This is a genomic window from Bacteroides sp. AF29-11, from assembly GCF_003602895.1.
Lineage (GTDB): Bacteria > Bacteroidota > Bacteroidia > Bacteroidales > Bacteroidaceae > Bacteroides > Bacteroides uniformis.
The window spans coordinates 269,294-288,372 of the sequence record NZ_QTLY01000003.1 but is presented as its reverse complement, the minus strand read 5'-3'; the positions used below and the strand labels follow the sequence as shown (position 1 = coordinate 288,372).

Below are 19,079 nucleotides of genomic sequence, written 5' to 3'. Positions count from 1 at the left end.
AATAGTAAATAATATAATGATGGAAACAGAAAAAGTAAAATGTCTGATTATCGGGTCGGGTCCTGCCGGCTATACTGCCGCTATTTATGCAGGCCGTGCCAATCTTTCACCGGTACTTTATGCAGGATTGCAGCCCGGTGGCCAGTTGACAACCACTACTGATGTGGAGAATTTCCCCGGTTATCCCCAAGGTATCGGAGGTCCGGAATTAATGGAAGACCTGCGGAAGCAAGCCGAACGTTTTGGTGCAGATTTGCGTTATGGAGTTGCTACCGCAGCCAATCTTGCTGAAGCACCTTACAAGATTACGATTGATGACGAAAAGATGATTGAGGCTGAAACGCTGATTATTGCTACAGGTGCCGCTGCGAAGTATCTGGGGCTGGAGGATGAAAAGAAATATGCGGGAATGGGTGTCAGCGCTTGTGCCACTTGTGACGGTTTCTTCTACCGCAAGAAAACGGTAGCTGTTGTAGGGGGTGGAGATACTGCCTGCGAGGAAGCTGTTTACCTTGCCGGACTGGCTGCCAAGGTTTATCTGATTGTCCGCAAACCTTATCTTCGCGCTTCCAAGATTATGCAGGAGCGTGTGATGAAGCATGACAAGATTGAAGTACTGTTCGAACATAATGCCGTAGGCTTGTTTGGAGAGAACGGTGTGGAAGGTGTACATTTGGTACAGCGTATGGGTGAACCTGATGAGAAGCGCTATGATGTAGCTATTGACGGTTTCTTCCTGGCTATCGGCCATAAACCCAACTCAGATATTTTCAAACCTTATGTAGATACGGACGAAGTAGGTTATATCGTCACCGAGCCGGGAACACCGCGTACGAAAGTGCCGGGCGTATTCGCCGCCGGAGACGTTGCTGATCCTCACTATCGTCAAGCCATCACCGCTGCCGGAACTGGTTGCCAGGCAGCCATTGAAGCGGAAAGATATTTGTCTGCGAAAGGACTGATTTAGTGATTAGTGATTAGGGGTTAGGATGGTAACAATGTGTTTTTATTATGCTAACCCCTAATCGCTTATCCCTTGTCACTTATTCCTTATCCTATCTTGCTGATTTTCTTCAGCTTTTCTTCGTCTATGATTTTGATTTTACGTCCGTCGATGGTGATTAACCGTTCTGTGGCAAACTGTGACAACGTACGTATGGCGTTGGAAGTGGTCATGTTTGACAAATTGGCCAGATCTTCACGCGAGAGATAGATACTCAAGGTGGAGCCGTCTTCCTCCAAACCATAACTTTCTTTGAGGAACAGCAGGGATTCTGCGAGTCTTCCGCGGATATGTTTCTGCGTCAGGTTTACGGTACGTTCATCGGCAATGCCCAAGTCAACGGACAATTGCTTGATGAAGAACATGGCAAGGTCGTTGTTTTGTGTGAGCAGAGTCATCAAGGCAGTCATGGGGATTTGGCAAACAAGAGACGGCTCGAATGCAGATGCTGCCGTGACATAGTCTGTTTTTGCAAAGTAAGGGCGGTAACCGAAATATTCGACAGGTTTAATCATACGGATAATCTGGCTTCTACCACCGACTCCGTCTTTATAGATTTTGACCTTTCCACTCAGCAGACACATCAAATGCGTAGGTGTCTCGCCTTCGCAATGGATGACTTCGTTTTTTTTGTAGTTCTGGAGTGTGAAGTGGTTGGCGAGGAATTCCCGTTGTTCGTCATTCAAGGGAGACCATATATCTGCAATCAACTCCGGAACATTAATATCAGACAAGTTTACTTTTACCATAACTGCTGCAAAACTGTGTTATACAGCACAAATGTAAAAAGAAAAAATTAAATATTGCACAAATATGACAAAAAGATGTCGTAGGGGGGGGAGATAAAGGAAAATCTATATATTTACGATTAGACGATTTACGATTGAAGTTTGTATTGTTAAACAACTGCTCATTAGCAGGTGGGTTTATGATTGTATGAGTAACTCCAACCGTAAACCGTCAAATCGTAAATCGTAGTAACTTAATTGTTTATCGTAGTATCTCTATCCCCCTCCCTACGGGGGAGGGGCTAGGGAGAGGCCTACTTTGTAAACAGCAGCTCCCTATATTTCGGAAGCGGCCAGATTTCATCATCAATTTCCATCTCAAGGTGGTCGATGTGGTCACGGATACTTTCCAGATAAGGGCGTACGGTTTCTTCGTAAGCGAAAGCCTTGTCTTTGTAGTTATCCATGTGGTTGGCTACTTTGCGGGCTTCGGTCATTTCGCGTACTTGTACCTTGATGGCTGTTACGCGCTTGGAAATTTCGCGTACAAGCTCTTTCCGGTCGGCACTGAGGACTTCGTATTCTTCGGGAGAGAAGGTCTCGCGCAGGCCACGGAGATTTTCCAGCAGACGGTTTTGGTAGATAACGGCAGTCGGTACGATGTGGTTGATGGCAAGGTCGCCCAGCACACGGCTTTCTATCTGTACCTTCATGGTGTATTTCTCCAGTTCTACTTCCAAGCGGCAGGCAAGCTCCGTTTCGTTGAAGATACGTTCGCCGATGAGTACGGAACGGGACTGGTTATCCATGTAGTGCATCAAGGCTTCGGGAACGTGGCAGATGTTGGTCAGCCCACGGCGTGCGGCTTCCTGCTTCCATTGTTCGGAGTAGCCGTCACCCTCAAAGCGGATAGGCTCGGAGGCGATGATGGTCTCTTTCATAATGCGGAAGATGGCTTCATCCTTGCCGACTCCTTCTTCCATCAGTTTGTCGATGGATACTTTGAACTCGTTCAGCTGATTGGCCATAGCCGCATTGATGGCAATCATGGCGGCGGCGCAGTTGGCAGATGAACCTGCGGCACGGAACTCAAAGCGGTTGCCGGTGAAGGCGAATGGAGAAGTACGGTTACGGTCGGTGGTATCCAGTAATATTTCGGGAATACGTCCGATGCCTAATTTCAGTGTTGTCTTTTCTTCCGATGTCATCTTGCTGCTGCTTATCTGGCGGGCTATCTCGTCGAGGATGGAAGACAGCTGTTTGCCCAGGAAGATGGACAGAATGGCGGGAGGCGCTTCATTGGCTCCCAGACGGTGGCTGTTTCCGGCACTCATGATGGAGGCGCGCAGCAAGTTCTGGTTTTTGTATACCATCATCAGTACGTTTACCAGGAAGGTAAGGAACAGCATGTTCCCTTTCGGATTCTTGCCCGGTGCAAACAAATTGATACCCGTATCGGTGCAAAGCGACCAGTTGTTGTGCTTGCCGGAGCCGTTCACGCCGTTGTAGGGTTTTTCGTGAAGCAGTACGGCGAAGTGATGCTTGCGTGCGATGCGTTTCATCAGATCCATCACAAGCTGGTTGTGGTCGTTGGCAAGGTTGGCATTCTCAAAGATAGGCGCCAGCTCAAACTGGTTGGGAGCTACTTCGTTATGGCGGGTCTTGACCGGGATACCCAGTTTGTGACATTCGATTTCCAGTTCTTTCATAAAAGCTGTGACACGTGGGGGGATGGAGCCGAAATAGTGGTCCTCCAGCTGCTGGTCTTTGGCCGAGGAGTGTCCCATCAGGGTACGTCCGGTTAGACAAAGGTCCGGGCGGGCATTGTACAGTGCCGAGTCGACGAGGAAATATTCTTGTTCCCAGCCTAAATTGGTATAAACGCGTGTGATATTCTTGTCGAACAACTGGCATACGTCTGTCGCTGCTTTGTCTACGGCTGCCAAGGCTTTGAGCAATGGAGTCTTGTAGTCGAGCGCTTCGCCGGTATAAGAGATGAAGATAGTGGGGATGCAAAGTGTGGTATCTACCACAAAGGCAGGTGAGGAAACATCCCAAGCAGTATATCCTCGTGCTTCGAATGTGTTTCTGATACCTCCGTTGGGGAAAGAGGATGCATCCGGTTCCTGCTGGATGAGCAGTTTGCCGGAAAAACGTTCGATCACTTCTGTTCCTTCGCCGAATTCGATGAAGCCGTCATGCTTTTCAGCAGTTCCATCCGTTAGGGGTTGGAACCAGTGCGTGTAGTGGGTGACGTTGAGGGATTTTGCCCAACTTTTCATGCCGTTGGCAATCAAGTCTGCCATTTCGCGGTTGATGGGAGTGCCTTTTTCAATGGCGTCGGTTACGGCTTTGTAGGCTTCACGGGGCAGGTATTCCTGCATTTTCTTACGGTCGAAGACATGGCTGCCGTAGTAGTCGGACAGTTTGTTTGAAGGGGTGGTCACTTCAAGAGGTTGCCGATTGGCAAGTTCTTGCAAAGCAAAAAATCGCATTTTTGACATATAAGTCTCTCCTTTTATTGGTTGTTGGGCGCAAAAATACATGTTTTTTCTGAACTACCCCCTCTTTTTTAGGGGGTATTCTCGAAAATATTAGTGTTTTTTGAGAATAGACCCCCTGAAAAAGCCTGCTTGTTATGGAAAAACGACCCAAAGCTTGCGTTTGTTACATGCCATGATTAGTAATCTTTCCGCATCACGATTAGTAATCTTAGTGCGTCGTGATTAGTAATTTTCATGTGTCACAATTACGAATCATTCTGTACATGACACTTGTGGCACCCTTTTTATAACAATTAATATAGGTTCGTATTTATCTCGCACAAACTATGTGTGCTTGTGTATTATTGTCTCGCGCGCGTAACATATGTTTTATAATAAAGGGTGTCACAAGTGTCATCCCCACTTCTTTATGGAACATGTTTTTGCATTACACAAATTCTTCCGTATATTTGTCCCGATTCTATAAGGAGAAATTGCGGTTGAAACGTTTGTTGTTTATATGGATTTGGATTTGCTTCTTGTTTTCTTTTGTACAGAAGGCAGGGGCGGAGCGTGTATCTTATCCGGTTGACAAACATGTGAGTTCGGCAGACTCCATCATGGAGAAAGTCATCTTCTTTGCCCCCCTTTATGAACGTATTATTGAAAGTTACAAGGCTGAGCTTTACATAAAGGGCTGGGTGAATATCCGTAAGAAGAATCATATTCTCCGCTACATCCCTTCCATGTTCCGGCCCAAGAAAGGGGTGCGGGAATATATGATGGAAACTTATAGCGATTTGCATTTTACTGCTCCCGACATCTATGACCAGAAGGTAAAGGCAAGTGTCGGTACTGCTTCCGAGTTTTGGGAAATGGACGGACGGCTGCCGGAATATTTTCACATCAACATCTATTCTTCTACCTTATTATATGACAAACTACTCTCTCCTTTAGCACCCAATGCCAAAAAATATTATACCTATCGGATTGATACGGTGATGGGGGAACGGCATGCCCTTCAGTATAAAATCCGTTTTATGCCAAAAAGCAAAAGCTTTCAGCTGGTGGGCGGTTATCTGATTGTGAGTGATAACGTGTGGAGTGTACGCGAGATGCGTTTTTCCGGACGTAATGAGATGGTGCGGTTCAATAATCTGGTGAAGATGGGTAATGTGGGCGATTCGGACGAATTTCTTCCGTTGCAGTATGATGTGGATGCAACGTTTCGTTTTTTGGGAAATGTGGTAGATGGCACTTATGAAGCTGTACTCGATTATAAGAACATCATTCAGAAAACTTCTGGCAGTGATATACGGAGGTCGGTGAAGAAAAGTAAATATGACTTGTCCGATTCATACACGTTGCGTACTGATACGAATGCTTATCTACGTGATACTGCTTACTTTAAAACTTTGCGTCCCATTCCTTTGACTCCGCATGAGGAGACACTGTATCAGGATTTCTTCTTGCGTCGGGATACGCTCGCCCGGAAAAAGAAACCGGTGAATAAGAACTTGGAGTTTTGGGGGCAGATTGGAGATGCATTGATCAGTCGCTATACGGTAGACCTTGATAAATTGGGGAGTGTGCGCTGTTCACCACTAATCAATCCTTTTCTTTTGAGCTATAGCGGCAAGCATGGAATTTCGTATCGGCAGGAGTTCAAGTACAACCGTATTTTTACCGGTGATCGCCTGCTGCGCATCGTTCCCCGGATAGGTTATAATTTTAAGGAAAAAGAGTTTTACTGGAGGGTGAGGTCCGATTTTGATTATTGGCCCCGTAAGCGTGCAGCATTGCATCTGGAGTTTGGTAACGGTAACCGGATTTACAGCAGTGATGTGCTGGACGACCTGAAAGCCATCCCCGACAGTATTTTTGACTTCAACCAGATACACTTGGATTATTTCAAGGATTTGTATCTGAATCTGCGTCATAGCTGGGAAATAGTAAACGGTCTGTCGCTGGAAGTGGGTGTATCCATGCACAGACGTACGGAAGTGAACCGCTCCCGGTTTGAACTGAACTACCCGAGCATGCCGCCTACCAAGTCGGCCACCCGTGCCGGTTCCGGAGGTTCATCCTTCTTTCCGAATTTTGACCCGAATATCCTGAACAAGTTCCGCCATACCTATAATAGTTTTGCTCCCCGCGTCCGCCTCACCTGGACTCCGGGACAATACTATTATATGAATGGCGACCGTAAAGTAAATCTTCATTCCAAGTATCCTTCCATCTCAGTAGATTGGGAGCGGGGACTCAGTGGAGTGTTGCAGAGCAGTGGTTCGTACGAGCGTGTAGAGATTGATTTGCAGCATCAGGTTTCTTTGGGCTTGATGCGTGATATTTATTGGCGTTTTGGTTGGGGAGAGTTTACCAATCAGAAGGAACTGTACTTTGTGGACTTTGCCAATTTGCGGCGTTCCAATCTTCCTATGGGTTGGAGTGATGATATTGGCGGGGTGTTCCAGTTGCTGGACGGCCGCTGGTATAACTCTTCCCGTAAATATATCCGCGGACACCTTACCTATGAAGCGCCTTTCCTCCTGCTCCGCCATCTGATGAAATATACCCAATATGTATTGAATGAACGTCTGTATCTGAATGCATTGATGGTTCCTCACTTGAAACCTTATCTGGAAGTAGGGTATGGTATTGGTACACATATATTTGACTTTGGCTTGTTTGCCAGCTTTGCAAACTGGAAGTATCAAGAAATAGGTTGCAAATTTACCTTCGAACTGTTTAACAGATAGCAATGTGGTAATGTGATTAATGTGCCAATGTGTCAATGACCAGGGCGTGATGGCGTAGCATAAACATAGCGCAGCCAATTAGCCAATTAGCATATTGGCACATTATCACATTAATCAATTGTCAATTATTGATTCTTTTGTAACTTTGCTGCAAATTACTTGGAGCTATGGGTATAGTAATAGGAATAGATGTGGGTGGAAGTACCACGAAAATCGTTGGAATCAATGGAGAACAGATACAGTCTCCAATGTTTATTACGGCTACCGACCCGGTGACTTCCTTATTCGGAGCATTCGGTAAGTATATTTATGACAATGGTATACAGCTGGCCGATGTGGAGCAGGTGATGCTGACGGGAGTGGGAAGCGCATTTGTCAACAGCCCTCTATATGGACTGCCTACTCGCAAAACGGATGAGTTTATTGCCAATGGTTTGGGAGCCAGACATGCAACGGATATAGACCAACTGATTGTAGTCAGCATGGGTACCGGCACTTCTTTTGTGAAAATAGACGGAGACAAGGTGCAGCATATTGGTGGCTTGGGGATTGGTGGAGGTACCTTGCAGGGATTATCGAGGTTGCTGTTGAAAACTCATGATATTCATCAGGTGTCCGAGTTGGCTGAGAAAGGGGATGTAACTCGTGTCAACTTGCAGATAGGTGATATTTGCAACACTGCTTTGCCTGACTTGCCAGTGAGTGCTACCGCCTCTCTTTTCGGGAAAGCAGATAGCAATGCTTCTCAAGAAGATATTGCCTGCGGTATAATTTATACGGTACTTCAAACCATTGGAGGAGCTGCTGTACTGTCAGCTTTGAACAGTCCTATCAAGGATTTCGTTCTGATAGGAAATCTCACCCAACTGCCCCAGTGCCGGGAGGTGTTTTCTAAAATGGAAGCCATCTATCATGTACATTTTCATATACCGCCCTATGCTGAATATAGAACAGCAATAGGAGCGGCATTGGCATACGTAAAAGAAAGGCAAGGGTAGTGGTTACTTCTTGCCTGCCTTCTTCATATAGCTGTTTATCAAGGTACATGCGGGAGCGGCCACCGTACCGTGGTCAAATCCCTCCATCTGATAGAGGGTGGTTTTTTGTCCCAGTGCTTTGAGGAGAGCATACAAATGGGCGTTTTCCTCATAGCGTGCCAGCATCTCCAACTCTTTGTCGCCAGTGATAAGTATCATGGGTGAAGCGTCTTTTCTTACGTTATTGGAAGGAGCATATTTATCTATAATCGGAGTGTCGGAAGGCAGCCCGCGTTCTTTGCGGATGGTGTAGTGGGTAGTGGTCTGTCCGCTGATGGGGAAAGCGCCTGCCAGGCTGTTGGCGTCAATATTCCACTTTGCCAGGTAACTCTTGTCCAGATTGAGCATCAGACAGAGATAACCACCGGCTGAATGACCGGCTATGTATATTTTGTCTTTATCTCCTCCGAATTCTTCTATATTCTCGAAAGTCCAAGCAACGGCCTCTGCGGCATCTTCCGTGTAGGCAGGATTTTGGGCACGCGGGCTGAGTCGGTAGTTTACGGCTATCACGGCGTAGCCTTGCTCCAGGAACTCCTTCGGAAAATGTTTTTCTCCGGCTTCCAGTCCTCCGCCGTGGAACCAGATAAGGGTGGCAAATCCTTTTTTATCAGTAGGATAATGGAGGTCGAGCTTACAACGCTCCAGCTTATAACTGTCCTTTTCGCCGGGATGAAGATAGGAAATGTTCTTTTGCGTACGGTAGTTGTTGTCCGTTGTCTGATTTTGGCTATAACATAATAATGTATAGCAAATGATGGAAATGCATGCGATTATCTTTTTCATGATAAATTATTGAGATTATGTATAAATGAAACGATGCAAAGGTAACATTTTTTTTATTCTTTAATTGATTATTCCACTGCTGTTTTGAATGCTTTTTGTTTTGTAGTTCAAGAAAATACTTCTATCTTTGCGCCCGATTTACAATGATTCAACATAAAGTCTCACTTAATTAACGAGTTAAACAATTTATTTATTAATGGAAAATTTAAAGAATGTAGCTCCTATTGAAGACTTCAACTGGGATGCTTATGAGAACGGCGAATCAGTAGCCAGTGCAAGCCACGAAGAACTGGAAAAGGCGTATGACAATACGTTGAACAAGGTTAACGACCGCGAGGTAGTTGATGGAACCGTAATCGCAATGAACAAGCGTGAAGTAGTTGTGAACATCGGTTACAAATCAGACGGTATCATTCCGATGAGTGAATTCCGTTACAATCCTGAACTGAAGGTTGGTGATACTGTTGAGGTATACATCGAAAACCAGGAAGACAAGAAAGGACAGCTCGTTCTGTCTCACCGTAAAGCTCGTGCTACCCGTTCTTGGGATCGCGTAAACGCAGCTTTGGAAAACGAAGAAATTATCAAGGGTTACATCAAGTGCCGCACAAAGGGTGGTATGATTGTAGACGTATTCGGCATCGAAGCTTTCTTGCCGGGTTCTCAAATCGACGTGAAGCCTATCCGCGACTACGATGTATTCGTTGGCAAAACTATGGAATTCAAGGTTGTTAAGATCAACCAGGAATTCAAGAATGTGGTTGTTTCCCACAAGGCTCTTATCGAAGCCGAACTGGAACAACAGAAGAAGGAAATCATCGGTAAACTCGAAAAAGGACAAGTTCTCGAAGGTACCGTTAAGAATATCACTTCCTATGGTGTATTTATCGACTTGGGTGGCGTAGATGGTTTGATTCACATTACAGACCTTTCTTGGGGCCGTGTTAGCGATCCGAAAGAAGTGGTTGAACTCGACCAGAAACTCAACGTCGTTATCCTTGACTTCGATGATGAGAAGAAGCGTATCGCTCTCGGCTTGAAGCAACTCACTCCGCATCCTTGGGATGCACTGGATGCTAACCTGAAGGTTGGCGACCACGTGAAGGGTAAAGTTGTAGTTATGGCTGACTACGGTGCATTCATCGAAATCGCTCCGGGTGTTGAAGGTCTGATTCACGTATCTGAAATGTCTTGGTCACAGCACTTGCGTTCTGCACAGGACTTCATGAAGGTAGGTGACGAAGTTGAGGCAGTAGTCCTGACTTTGGACCGCGAAGAGCGTAAGATGTCTTTGGGTATCAAGCAGCTGAAGTCTGACCCGTGGGAAACTATCGAAGAGAAGTATCCTATCGGCAGCAAGCACACTGCAAAAGTTCGTAACTTCACTAACTTCGGTGTATTCGTTGAAATCGAAGAAGGTGTTGACGGCTTGATTCACATCTCTGACCTGTCTTGGACGAAGAAGGTTAAACATCCGTCTGAATTCACTCAGATTGGTGCAGACATCGACGTACAAGTTCTGGAAATCGACAAGGAAAACCGTCGCTTGAGCCTTGGCCACAAGCAACTCGAAGAAAATCCTTGGGATGTATTTGAAACTGTATTTACAGTAGGTTCTGTACACGAAGGTACTATTATCGAAATGCTGGATAAGGGTGCTGTAGTTGCTCTGCCTTATGGTGTAGAAGGTTTCGCTACTCCGAAGCACCTCGTTAAGGAAGACGGATCACAAGCTCAGTTGGACGAGAAGCTTGAATTCAAGGTAATTGAGTTCAACAAGGACGCTAAGCGTATCATCCTTTCTCACAGCCGTATCTTCGAAGATGCTGCAAAGGCAGAAGAAAGAGCTGAAAAGAAGGCTGCTACTAAGAAGTCAACCGGTAAGAGAGAAGACGTTGCTCCTGCTATCCAAAACCAGGCTGCATCTACTACTCTGGGTGACATTGATGCTTTGGCTGCCTTGAAGGAACAGATGGAAGCTGGAAAGAAATAATTTAATTACTCCGTTCTATAAATGAAGGAAGGGTACTTGCGCAAACAAGTGCCCTTCTTTTTTATGATTTGTCAATAGAATTTTATGGAATTAAGGATGGTTTTTCCATAAATGTTTATCTTTGCAGGGTGGTTACTTTTGCAATCATAGAAATATTCAATAATTTAATTTTCATTTATTATGAAAAACATGTTCAAAAATGCAGGGAAGATGGTGTTGTTCACTTGCCTGTCGCTGATGTTACTAACCGCATGCGGCCAGAAGTCTAAACTCAAGCTGGCTATCGCAGCAGCCAACAAACAATGTCCCATGGATATGGGAGCTTCCGGCGAAATATCCAGTATTACTTTTGATGGGTCGGATGTGGTATATGTACTGCTTATGAATGAAAGTTTCCTCAATATAGACGCTTTGAAAGAGAATCCTGATGCAATGAAGTCTGCTGTGACTGTTATGTTCGGTAATCCACAAGGGTCCATTAAAGAGATGCTGGATTTGGTTGTCGGTACTGATTCCGGTATAAAGTTCATATATAAAGGAAAGACATCCGGTAACGAAGTGGAATGTTATCTGACTACTCAGGACTTGAAAGATATATTGAATGGCGGTTCAACTGCTGAAAGCAGTGATAAGAAGAAACTGGAAGAGCAAGTGAAGATGACCAACGTATCGTGCCCGATGCAGGTGGATGAAGCCACTATGCTCAATAAACTGACAATCGAGTCGGATAAGGTGCTTTATCATTATACGATTGACGAATCTGTAGTACAGATGTCTGCTTTGAAGGAAAATGCCGAACAGATGAAGGCAAATGTGAAGAACTCTTTGAACTCCTCCGATCCAGCCTTGCGCATGTTCTTGGAAGTATGTGTGAAGTGTGATAAAGGGGTGGGCTATCTGTATAAAGGGAATAAATCCGGAGAAACTTTTGAAATATCCTTTGGAGTTTCAGAGATAAAGGCTCTTCTATAAATCAAGGAGTAGAAATCAGTTCGGAAGGTTTGGAATGGAAAAATTTGAGTTACATATTCTTGGTTGTGGTTCCGCTTTACCCACAACGCGTCATTTCCCTACGTCTCAAATTGTGAACGTGCGCGACAAGTTGTTTATGATTGATTGTGGGGAAGGGGCGCAGTTGCAGTTCCGTAAATCACATCTGAAGTTTTCGCGTTTGAATCATATCTTTATCTCTCACTTGCATGGAGACCATTGTTTTGGCTTATTAGGACTGATTTCTACACTTAACCTTTTAGGACGTACAGCAGAGTTGCATATCCATTCTCCCAAAGGGCTGGAAACATTGTTGACACCTATGCTGGATTTTTTTAATAGGCAGATGACGTACAAGGTCCTTTTCCATGAGTTTGATACGAAAGAACCGATGCTGATTTATGAAGACCGTTCGTTGACGGTTACTACCATTCCTTTGCGTCATCGTATGCCGTGTTGTGGCTTTTTGTTTGCAGAAAAGCGGCGTCCTAACCATATTATCCGTGAAATGGTCGATTTCTACCAAGTGCCGGTATACGAATTGAATCGTATAAAGAATGGGGCCGATTACGTGACACCGGAGGGAAAAACGGTTTCCAACAACTTGTTGACCCGTCCTTCTGCTCCGTCCCGCAGTTATGCTTATTGCTCGGATACCATCTATCTTCCTTCTATCGTGGAGCAGATAAAAGGGGTTGATTTACTTTTTCATGAGGCGACATTTGCGAATGAGGATGCGCCACGTGCCAAAGAAACATTTCATACAACTGCTACACAAGCGGCCGAAATAGCCAGGAGGGCTGAGGTGAAGAAGTTGTTGATAGGACATTTTTCGGCACGATACGAAGATGAAAATGTCTTGCTTCAAGAAGCATCCGCTATTTTTCCGGATACTCAGCTTGCCAAAGAAACACTTTGTGTATCGGTATGAATTAAACTTTTCGTATCTTTGGCAGTCTAAAACAACAAATGCGAATAGAAATTTATGACCCCTTCCTATAATGAACGCGAAGTGTTGGCTCTTCTACAAGAAGAAAGCACACAAAAGCGGGGATTTGAGATGATTGTTACCCAATATAGCGAGCAGTTGTATTGGCAGATTCGTCGTATGGTCCTCTCTCATGAAGATGCCAATGATTTACTTCAGAATACTTTCATTAAAGCATGGATTAATATAGATTATTTCCGGGCAGAGGCTAAACTCTCTACCTGGCTCTATCGCATAGCCTTGAATGAATGCCTCACTTTTCTGAACAAACAACGGGCTGCTTCCACAGTCTCTTTGGATGACCCCGAGGCAGATGCACTTCAAAAGCTTGAAAGTGATCCTTACTTCTCCGGTGATAAAGCAGAGATGGCTTTGCAAAAAGCCTTGCTTGCCTTGCCGGAAAAACAACGTATGGTGTTTAACCTGAAGTATTACCAGGAAATGAAATACGAAGAGATGTCCGATATATTTGGTACTTCCGTAGGTGCCTTGAAGGCTTCCTATCACCATGCCGTGAAGAAAATAGAAAAGTTTTTGGGTGAGGAGTATTAAACCTTTGCCACAAAACAATGTCTAATTAAACAGAAAGGAGAAAGCTTATGAAAGAAGAAGATAAAATACAGAAAAAGATAGGGACGGAAAATCCTTTCCGCGTTCCTGAAGGCTACTTTGAGAATCTTACTTCAGAGGTAATGAACCGGCTTCCCGAAAAAGAGAAACTCATTGCTGTGCAGACAGAGCCTACAATGTGGCAGAAGGTAAGGCCTTGGTTGTATATGACCGCCATGTTTATAGGTGCGGCATTGATTATCCGTGTAGCTTCTTCGGAGCATACTCCATCTGTAGAGCGTATGGCTGCTGATGATACGGAAACAGAAATGGAATATATTAATATGGCTGTAGAGAATTCCATGCTGGATGATTATTCATTGTATGTTTATTTGGCAGACTCTGATGCAGAATAAGGTAACAACACTCAACTATTTAAAAATGAAGAAACTAATTGTTTTATTGGTTATGATATGTGGCATTATGCCTCTGCTTTGGGCTAGCGATGGATGTGACCAGCATCTGTCACCTGAAGAGTTTCGTGCCAAACAAAAAGCGTTTATAACGGAGAAAGCCGGACTGACGAGTGAGGAGGCAGCCAAGTTCTTCCCATTGTATTTTGAATTGCAGGACCGGAAAAAGCAGCTAAATGACGAGGCTTGGAAGTTGCTTCGACAAGGGAAAGATGAAAAAACAACCGAAGCCCAGTATGAGGAAATTATGGAAGGTGTATATGATGCCCGTATCGCTTCTGACCGGTTGGACAAGACCTACTTTGATAAGTTCAAGAAAATATTGCCTTGTAAAAAGATTTATCTGGTGCAAAGGGCTGAAATGCGTTTCCACCGTGAATTACTGAAAGGCATGCATAAAAAGGGGGATGCTTCTCCACGAAAAACACAAGGAAAAAGATGAATAGTGAATGAATACAAATAAGGAAGGTTGCCACAATGATGTGAGCAACCTTCTTTTTTAAATGATAGATACCTTGTTTTAGCCTTGCTAAACCTCTACTTTAGTTCCCTAAACCTTTACTTTAGCCAGCTAAACCTGACCTTTAGAAGAATCATTTTGTTTCCCTTCTTTTTCCAGTACTTTCGCTTCGTTCCATAGCTTATCCATCTCCTCCAGCGTCATGTCATGGAGGTTTTTGCCCTCCTTGATGCTGTGCGCTTCTACATAGTTGAAGCGGTTGATGAACTTCTGGTTGGTCTGTTCCAGCGCATTGTCCGGATTGATTTTGTAGAGGCGGGCAGCATTGATGAGGCTGAACATGACATCGCCGAATTCAGCTTCAGCCTTTTCTTTATCCATGTGGGCGACTTCAGCCTGGAATTCTTGGATTTCTTCTTTTACCTTATCCCACACTTGCTCGCGTTCCTCCCAGTCAAATCCTACATTACGGGCCTTGTCCTGGATACGATAGGCCTTGATGAGTGAGGGTAGGGCAGCGGGTACACCGCTCAGCACTGTTTTGTTCCCATCTTTTTCCTTCAATTTTAGCTGTTCCCAGTTTTCAGAAACCTGGCCTGCGGTTTCGGCCTTTACATCGCCGAAGACATGGGGATGGCGGAAAATAAGTTTCTCACAAAGACGGTCGCATACGTCTTTCATATCGAAATCATCGGTTTCGGAGCCTATCTTTGCGTAAAAAGCCACATGCAGCAACACATCGCCCAACTCTTTGCAGATGTCATTCTTGTCATCGCGCATCAAGGCGTCACAAAGTTCATAAGTCTCTTCGATAGTATTGGGGCGCAGACTTTCGTTGGTCTGCTTGCGGTCCCAGGGACATTTCTCGCGGAGCTCGTCGAGTATGTCGAGGAAGCGGCCGAAGGCTTCCATCTGTTCTTTTCTTGTATGCATGATTTTGAAATTTAGTTTTTCCATTCTTCGTATGAGATGAGTAATCCTATCACTTCCGAATAGTTCTTGCGTCCGCTTTGAATCTTGTTTCCTTTAAGGTACAAGTCGTAGATAAAGTTCTGGATGTCTCCGATGAGCGGACTGTATTTCTCCATCCAGTATTGTTGATTCTTTTGGGCCAGTTCTATGATTTCAGGACGTATCCGGCTGAAAAGTTCTGCGTATTCTTCTTCGCTCATCAGTCGGCGGGCATTGCCCAGCACATGTGGGAGTACGGAGAAATACCCACTGAAACGAATCTCTTTCACCTGCGAACGGGTGCAGACCTGGTAAGCGTAGAAGTTGGCTTCTGCCTCGCTGGTGATGCCTAAAAAGTGTGCCAGCTCGTGGGCATAAGTAGCAGGATATTGTGGTGGAAGCAAATCGCCGTTCAGCGTGAATTCGCAGAAGAAAGGTCCCATGCTTCCCGTAACACCGACCATGGAAATGAACGGAGTGAAAAGCATGGTCTTCACGCGCGGAGAGGAGTGGGGAGGGCGATGTATCCCCAGCGTATCGCTGATTTGGTTGTATCCGTGTACGCTTTCCCGGCAGACCAATGGTTCGTCAATGGAGGTGACATCTGTATAGGAAGCATTCAGCTTGTCTATATAGTTGTCTACAAATGACTGAAAGATTTCGGGAGTATAGGCAGTATAAGGAATGTTTGTCCTGCCATAGAAATCTTTCTGTGAGTAGTTCAGTCCCCATGCCAGATAGAACCATGCATATATCCACAGCAAGTATTCCATTTCGTTCAGCAGAATCTGTTTCCACTTTTTCTTTTGGATATAGCGTGCCCTGATTGGATTGAAAAGAAGTCCGAGTACACTGAGGAAAATAAACAAGTCGCCTATGGCAAAAGGCATGAGTTTTGAAAAGGAGGACAAGAAATGGGAAATCACCGGATATACAGACTGTGCATATACTTCTCCCAATATTGGAATGAGCTGCGTTGCCCATACAACAGACAGTAATACGATTAATACGACATACCGGATTTTCAATTTGTCTCTCATTTTTATTTTCAACCTACCATTAAGAGGACTATCGACCTCTAACTCCTAAGCCCGGAGGGCGATAACTCCCTTTAACTCCTACTAACTCCTGACTCATTTTGTAGGGACAAAAATATATATTTAAATTTTAATTCATTAATTTTGCGCCCGTTATTCGCAATAAATTAATTATAGAGATTTAAAAACATGGAATTAGCAAGTAAGTACAATCCCGCTGACGTGGAGGGAAAGTGGTACCAGTATTGGTTGGACCACAAATTATTCAGTTCGAAACCCGATGGTCGTGAGCCTTACACCGTCGTCATCCCGCCCCCCAACGTCACCGGTGTGTTGCACATGGGACACATGCTTAATAATACCATACAAGATATTCTGGTACGCCGTGCCCGCATGGAAGGCAAGAATGCCTGCTGGGTGCCGGGAACCGACCATGCATCCATTGCTACCGAGGCCAAGGTGGTGAACAAACTTGCCGCACAAGGCATCAAGAAGACAGACCTTACCCGCGACGAGTTCTTGAAGCATGCCTGGGAATGGACTGACGAACATGGCGGCATCATCTTGAAGCAGCTCCGCAAGCTGGGTGCTTCTTGCGATTGGGATCGTACAGCTTTTACTATGGATGAGAAACGCAGTGAAAGCGTGCTCAAGGTTTTTGTTGACTTGTATAACAAAGGTCTGATTTATCGTGGTGTCCGCATGGTGAACTGGGACCCTAAGGCACTGACCGCACTTAGTGACGAGGAAGTTATCTACAAGGAAGAGCACAGCAAGCTGTACTATCTGAAGTATATGGTAGAAGGTGACCCCGAAGGACGTTATGCAGTGGTTGCTACCACCCGCCCTGAAACCATCATGGGAGATACAGCCATGTGCATCAATCCGAATGACCCCAAGAATACCTGGTTGAAGGGTAAGAAGGTGATTGTTCCGTTGGTAGGACGTGTTATTCCGGTTATCGAGGACGATTACGTAGATATAGAGTTCGGTACCGGTTGTCTGAAGGTAACTCCTGCCCACGATGTGAACGACTACATGCTGGGTGAGAAGTACAATCTGCCGAGCATCGACATCTTCAATGATAACGGAACGCTTAGTGAAGCTGCCGGCTTGTATATCGGTATGGACCGTTTCGATGTGCGCGAGCAGATTGAGAAGGACCTGGCTGCTGCCGGTCTGTTGGAGAAAGTGGAAGCCTATACCAACAAGGTAGGTTTCTCCGAACGTACCAATGTGCCCATCGAACCGAAGCTTTCCATGCAATGGTTCCTGAAGATGCAGCACTTTGCCGACATGGCTTTGCCGCCGGTAATGAATGATGAATTGAAGTTCTATCCTGCCAAATATAAGAACACGTACAAGAACTGGCTGGAAAATATCAAGGACTGGTGTATCAGCCGCCAGTTGTGGTGGGGACACCGTATTCCTGCCTATTTCTTGCCGGAAGGTGGCTATGTAGTGGCTGCCACTCCCGAAGAAGCCTTGGCTTTGGCAAAAGAGAAAACGGGTAATGCCGGTCTTAAACAGGAAGACCTTCGTCAAGACGAAGACTGCTTGGATACTTGGTTCTCTTCCTGGCTGTGGCCTATCTCTTTGTTTGACGGTATCAATAATCCGGGCAATGAGGAAATCAGCTACTATTATCCTACCAGCGACTTGGTGACCGGTCCGGACATTATCTTCTTCTGGGTAGCCCGTATGATTATGGCAGGCTATGAGTACGAAGGCAAGATGCCGTTCAAGAACGTTTACTTTACGGGTATTGTCCGTGACAAGCTGGGACGTAAGATGTCCAAGTCGTTGGGTAATTCTCCCGACCCGCTGGATTTGATTGAGAAATACGGTGCCGACGGTGTACGTATGGGCATGATGCTTTCAGCTCCTGCCGGAAACGACATCCTCTTTGACGATGCATTGTGTGAGCAAGGACGTAACTTCAATAATAAGATATGGAACGCTTTCCGTCTGATTAAAGGTTGGGAAGTCAGTGCGGAAGTTCCGGTACCGGAAGCTTCAGAACTGGCAGTACGCTGGTTTGAGGCCAAGCAGAATGAAGTAGCTGCCGAAGTGGCTGATTTGTTCAGCAAGTACCGTTTGAGTGAAGCGCTGATGGCTGTTTACAAACTGTTCTGGGACGAATTCTCTTCCTGGTATCTGGAAATGATTAAACCGGCATACGGCCAGCCCATCAACCGGAAAGTGTATGAAGCAACTATCGGTTTCTTTGATAACTTGTTGCATCTGCTCCATCCGTTCATGCCATTTATTACAGAGGAGTTGTGGCAGCATCTTTGCGACCGTACAGACGGTGAGAGCTTGATGGTAAGCCCGTTGTCAATGTCGGCATTGGTAGATGAGGATATCATCCGGGAGTTTGAAGTGGTGAAAGAGGTTATCAGCAATATCCGTTCCATCCGTTTGCAGAAGAACATCGCCCAAAAAGAGGCACTTGAGTTGCAGGTTATCGGTGAGAATCCGGTTGTGGCATTCAACGCGGTTATCATGAAAATGTGTAACCTTTCCTCCATCAATATAGTGGAGAACAAGGCCGACGGTGCTGCTTCCTTCATGGTAGGTACTACGGAATATACTGTACCTTTGGGTAATATGATTGACGTGGAAGCCGAGATAGCCCGTATGGAGGCCGAACTGAAGCATAAGGAAGGATTCTTGCAGGGTGTGCTGAAGAAGCTGGGTAACGAGAAGTTTGTGAACAACGCTCCTGCCGCTGTTCTTGAGATGGAACGCAAGAAGCAGGCAGATGCTGAAAGTATCATCAAATCTCTCAAGGAAAGTATTGCAGCATTGAAAAAGGCATAACTGTCCATCACACATAAAA

Annotated in this window: 15 protein-coding genes; 10 read left to right on the top strand and 5 right to left on the bottom strand. The window is 45.3% G+C overall.

The features are described from left to right. The first annotated feature begins 16 nt into the window (after positions 1-16). Complete coding sequence (gene trxB / locus DWZ03_RS06665) at positions 17-967, top strand: thioredoxin-disulfide reductase (protein WP_057255730.1); 951 nt, start codon at positions 17-19, stop codon at positions 965-967. Positions 968-1,050: 83 nt separating this feature from the next. Here trxB and DWZ03_RS06660 read toward each other — a convergent pair whose 3' ends face one another. Beyond that, the gene (locus DWZ03_RS06660) at positions 1,051-1,752 is read right to left on the bottom strand and encodes a Crp/Fnr family transcriptional regulator (RefSeq protein ID WP_005832010.1); all 702 of its coding nucleotides are present in this window, start codon (positions 1,750-1,752) and stop codon (positions 1,051-1,053) included. 293 nt (positions 1,753-2,045) lie between these two features. Continuing rightward, positions 2,046-4,235 carry a glutamine synthetase III gene (locus tag DWZ03_RS06655; RefSeq protein ID WP_005832915.1) on the bottom strand — a complete coding sequence of 730 codons (2,190 nt, stop codon included), beginning with the start codon at positions 4,233-4,235 and terminating at the stop codon, positions 2,046-2,048. Positions 4,236-4,651: 416 nt separating this feature from the next. Here DWZ03_RS06655 and DWZ03_RS06650 point away from each other — a divergent pair, with 416 nt between their 5' ends. Then, positions 4,652-6,973: a DUF5686 family protein gene (locus DWZ03_RS06650; RefSeq protein WP_120129324.1), complete on the top strand. Its 2,322-nt coding sequence runs from the start codon at positions 4,652-4,654 to the stop codon at positions 6,971-6,973. Between the two features lie 167 nt (positions 6,974-7,140). Continuing rightward, complete coding sequence (coaW, locus tag DWZ03_RS06645) at positions 7,141-7,971, top strand: type II pantothenate kinase (protein ID WP_008665214.1); 831 nt, start codon at positions 7,141-7,143, stop codon at positions 7,969-7,971. Positions 7,972-7,974: 3 nt separating this feature from the next. Here the strand turns inward: coaW and DWZ03_RS06640 are convergent, their stop codons facing one another. Beyond that, positions 7,975-8,796, bottom strand: coding sequence for an alpha/beta hydrolase (locus DWZ03_RS06640; RefSeq protein ID WP_005832910.1), 822 nt, complete (start codon positions 8,794-8,796; stop codon positions 7,975-7,977). A gap of 196 nt (positions 8,797-8,992) precedes the next feature. On the opposite strand from DWZ03_RS06640, the gene rpsA reads away from it, so the two are divergent. From rpsA to DWZ03_RS06610, 6 genes are all read left to right on the top strand, one after another. Then, complete coding sequence (gene rpsA, locus DWZ03_RS06635) at positions 8,993-10,789, top strand: 30S ribosomal protein S1 (protein ID WP_005831997.1); 1,797 nt, start codon at positions 8,993-8,995, stop codon at positions 10,787-10,789. Between the two features lie 180 nt (positions 10,790-10,969). Further along, complete coding sequence (locus DWZ03_RS06630; protein ID WP_008665217.1) at positions 10,970-11,761, top strand: hypothetical protein; 792 nt, start codon at positions 10,970-10,972, stop codon at positions 11,759-11,761. A 34-nt stretch (positions 11,762-11,795) separates the two neighbouring features. Next, the gene (locus tag DWZ03_RS06625; RefSeq protein ID WP_044468701.1) at positions 11,796-12,710 is read left to right on the top strand and encodes a ribonuclease Z; all 915 of its coding nucleotides are present in this window, start codon (positions 11,796-11,798) and stop codon (positions 12,708-12,710) included. A 54-nt stretch (positions 12,711-12,764) separates the two neighbouring features. Then, entirely contained in the window at positions 12,765-13,319 is a 555-nt protein-coding gene (locus tag DWZ03_RS06620; RefSeq protein ID WP_005831992.1) for an RNA polymerase sigma factor, read from the top strand. Between the two features lie 47 nt (positions 13,320-13,366). Next, positions 13,367-13,732 (top strand): hypothetical protein, encoded by a 366-nt coding sequence (locus DWZ03_RS06615; RefSeq protein WP_005831990.1) that lies wholly within the window; start codon positions 13,367-13,369, stop codon positions 13,730-13,732. Between the two features lie 25 nt (positions 13,733-13,757). Continuing rightward, the gene (locus DWZ03_RS06610) at positions 13,758-14,231 is read left to right on the top strand and encodes a hypothetical protein (protein WP_035449335.1); all 474 of its coding nucleotides are present in this window, start codon (positions 13,758-13,760) and stop codon (positions 14,229-14,231) included. Positions 14,232-14,360: 129 nt separating this feature from the next. Here the strand turns inward: DWZ03_RS06610 and mazG are convergent, their stop codons facing one another. Together mazG and DWZ03_RS06600 are read right to left on the bottom strand one after the other, a co-directional pair. Continuing rightward, entirely contained in the window at positions 14,361-15,185 is an 825-nt protein-coding gene (mazG, locus tag DWZ03_RS06605) for a nucleoside triphosphate pyrophosphohydrolase (RefSeq protein WP_120129493.1), read from the bottom strand. An 8-nt stretch (positions 15,186-15,193) separates the two neighbouring features. Then, complete coding sequence (locus DWZ03_RS06600; RefSeq protein WP_120129322.1) at positions 15,194-16,240, bottom strand: DUF3810 domain-containing protein; 1,047 nt, start codon at positions 16,238-16,240, stop codon at positions 15,194-15,196. A 186-nt stretch (positions 16,241-16,426) separates the two neighbouring features. On the opposite strand from DWZ03_RS06600, the gene DWZ03_RS06595 reads away from it, so the two are divergent. Further along, complete coding sequence (locus tag DWZ03_RS06595; RefSeq protein WP_120129319.1) at positions 16,427-19,060, top strand: valine--tRNA ligase; 2,634 nt, start codon at positions 16,427-16,429, stop codon at positions 19,058-19,060. Positions 19,061-19,079 lie beyond the last annotated feature (19 nt).

Excerpts from the sequence above, each read along its gene's own strand:
- DWZ03_RS06620 (WP_005831992.1), top strand. The coding sequence starts at position 12,765 with ATGACCCCTTCCTATAATGAACGCGAAGTGTTGGCTCTTCTACAAGAA.
- DWZ03_RS06655 (WP_005832915.1), bottom strand. The coding sequence starts at position 4,235 with ATGTCAAAAATGCGATTTTTTGCTTTGCAAGAACTTGCCAATCGGCAA.
- DWZ03_RS06640 (WP_005832910.1), bottom strand. The coding sequence starts at position 8,796 with ATGAAAAAGATAATCGCATGCATTTCCATCATTTGCTATACATTATTA.
- coaW (WP_008665214.1), top strand. The coding sequence starts at position 7,141 with ATGGGTATAGTAATAGGAATAGATGTGGGTGGAAGTACCACGAAAATC.
- DWZ03_RS06630 (WP_008665217.1), top strand. The coding sequence starts at position 10,970 with ATGAAAAACATGTTCAAAAATGCAGGGAAGATGGTGTTGTTCACTTGC.
- DWZ03_RS06600 (WP_120129322.1), bottom strand. The coding sequence starts at position 16,240 with ATGAGAGACAAATTGAAAATCCGGTATGTCGTATTAATCGTATTACTG.
- DWZ03_RS06660 (WP_005832010.1), bottom strand. The coding sequence starts at position 1,752 with ATGGTAAAAGTAAACTTGTCTGATATTAATGTTCCGGAGTTGATTGCA.
- DWZ03_RS06595 (WP_120129319.1), top strand. The coding sequence starts at position 16,427 with ATGGAATTAGCAAGTAAGTACAATCCCGCTGACGTGGAGGGAAAGTGG.
- DWZ03_RS06615 (WP_005831990.1), top strand. The coding sequence starts at position 13,367 with ATGAAAGAAGAAGATAAAATACAGAAAAAGATAGGGACGGAAAATCCT.
- rpsA (WP_005831997.1), top strand. The coding sequence starts at position 8,993 with ATGGAAAATTTAAAGAATGTAGCTCCTATTGAAGACTTCAACTGGGAT.
- DWZ03_RS06625 (WP_044468701.1), top strand. The coding sequence starts at position 11,796 with ATGGAAAAATTTGAGTTACATATTCTTGGTTGTGGTTCCGCTTTACCC.
- trxB (WP_057255730.1), top strand. The coding sequence starts at position 17 with ATGATGGAAACAGAAAAAGTAAAATGTCTGATTATCGGGTCGGGTCCT.
- DWZ03_RS06610 (WP_035449335.1), top strand. The coding sequence starts at position 13,758 with ATGAAGAAACTAATTGTTTTATTGGTTATGATATGTGGCATTATGCCT.
- DWZ03_RS06650 (WP_120129324.1), top strand. The coding sequence starts at position 4,652 with ATGTTTTTGCATTACACAAATTCTTCCGTATATTTGTCCCGATTCTAT.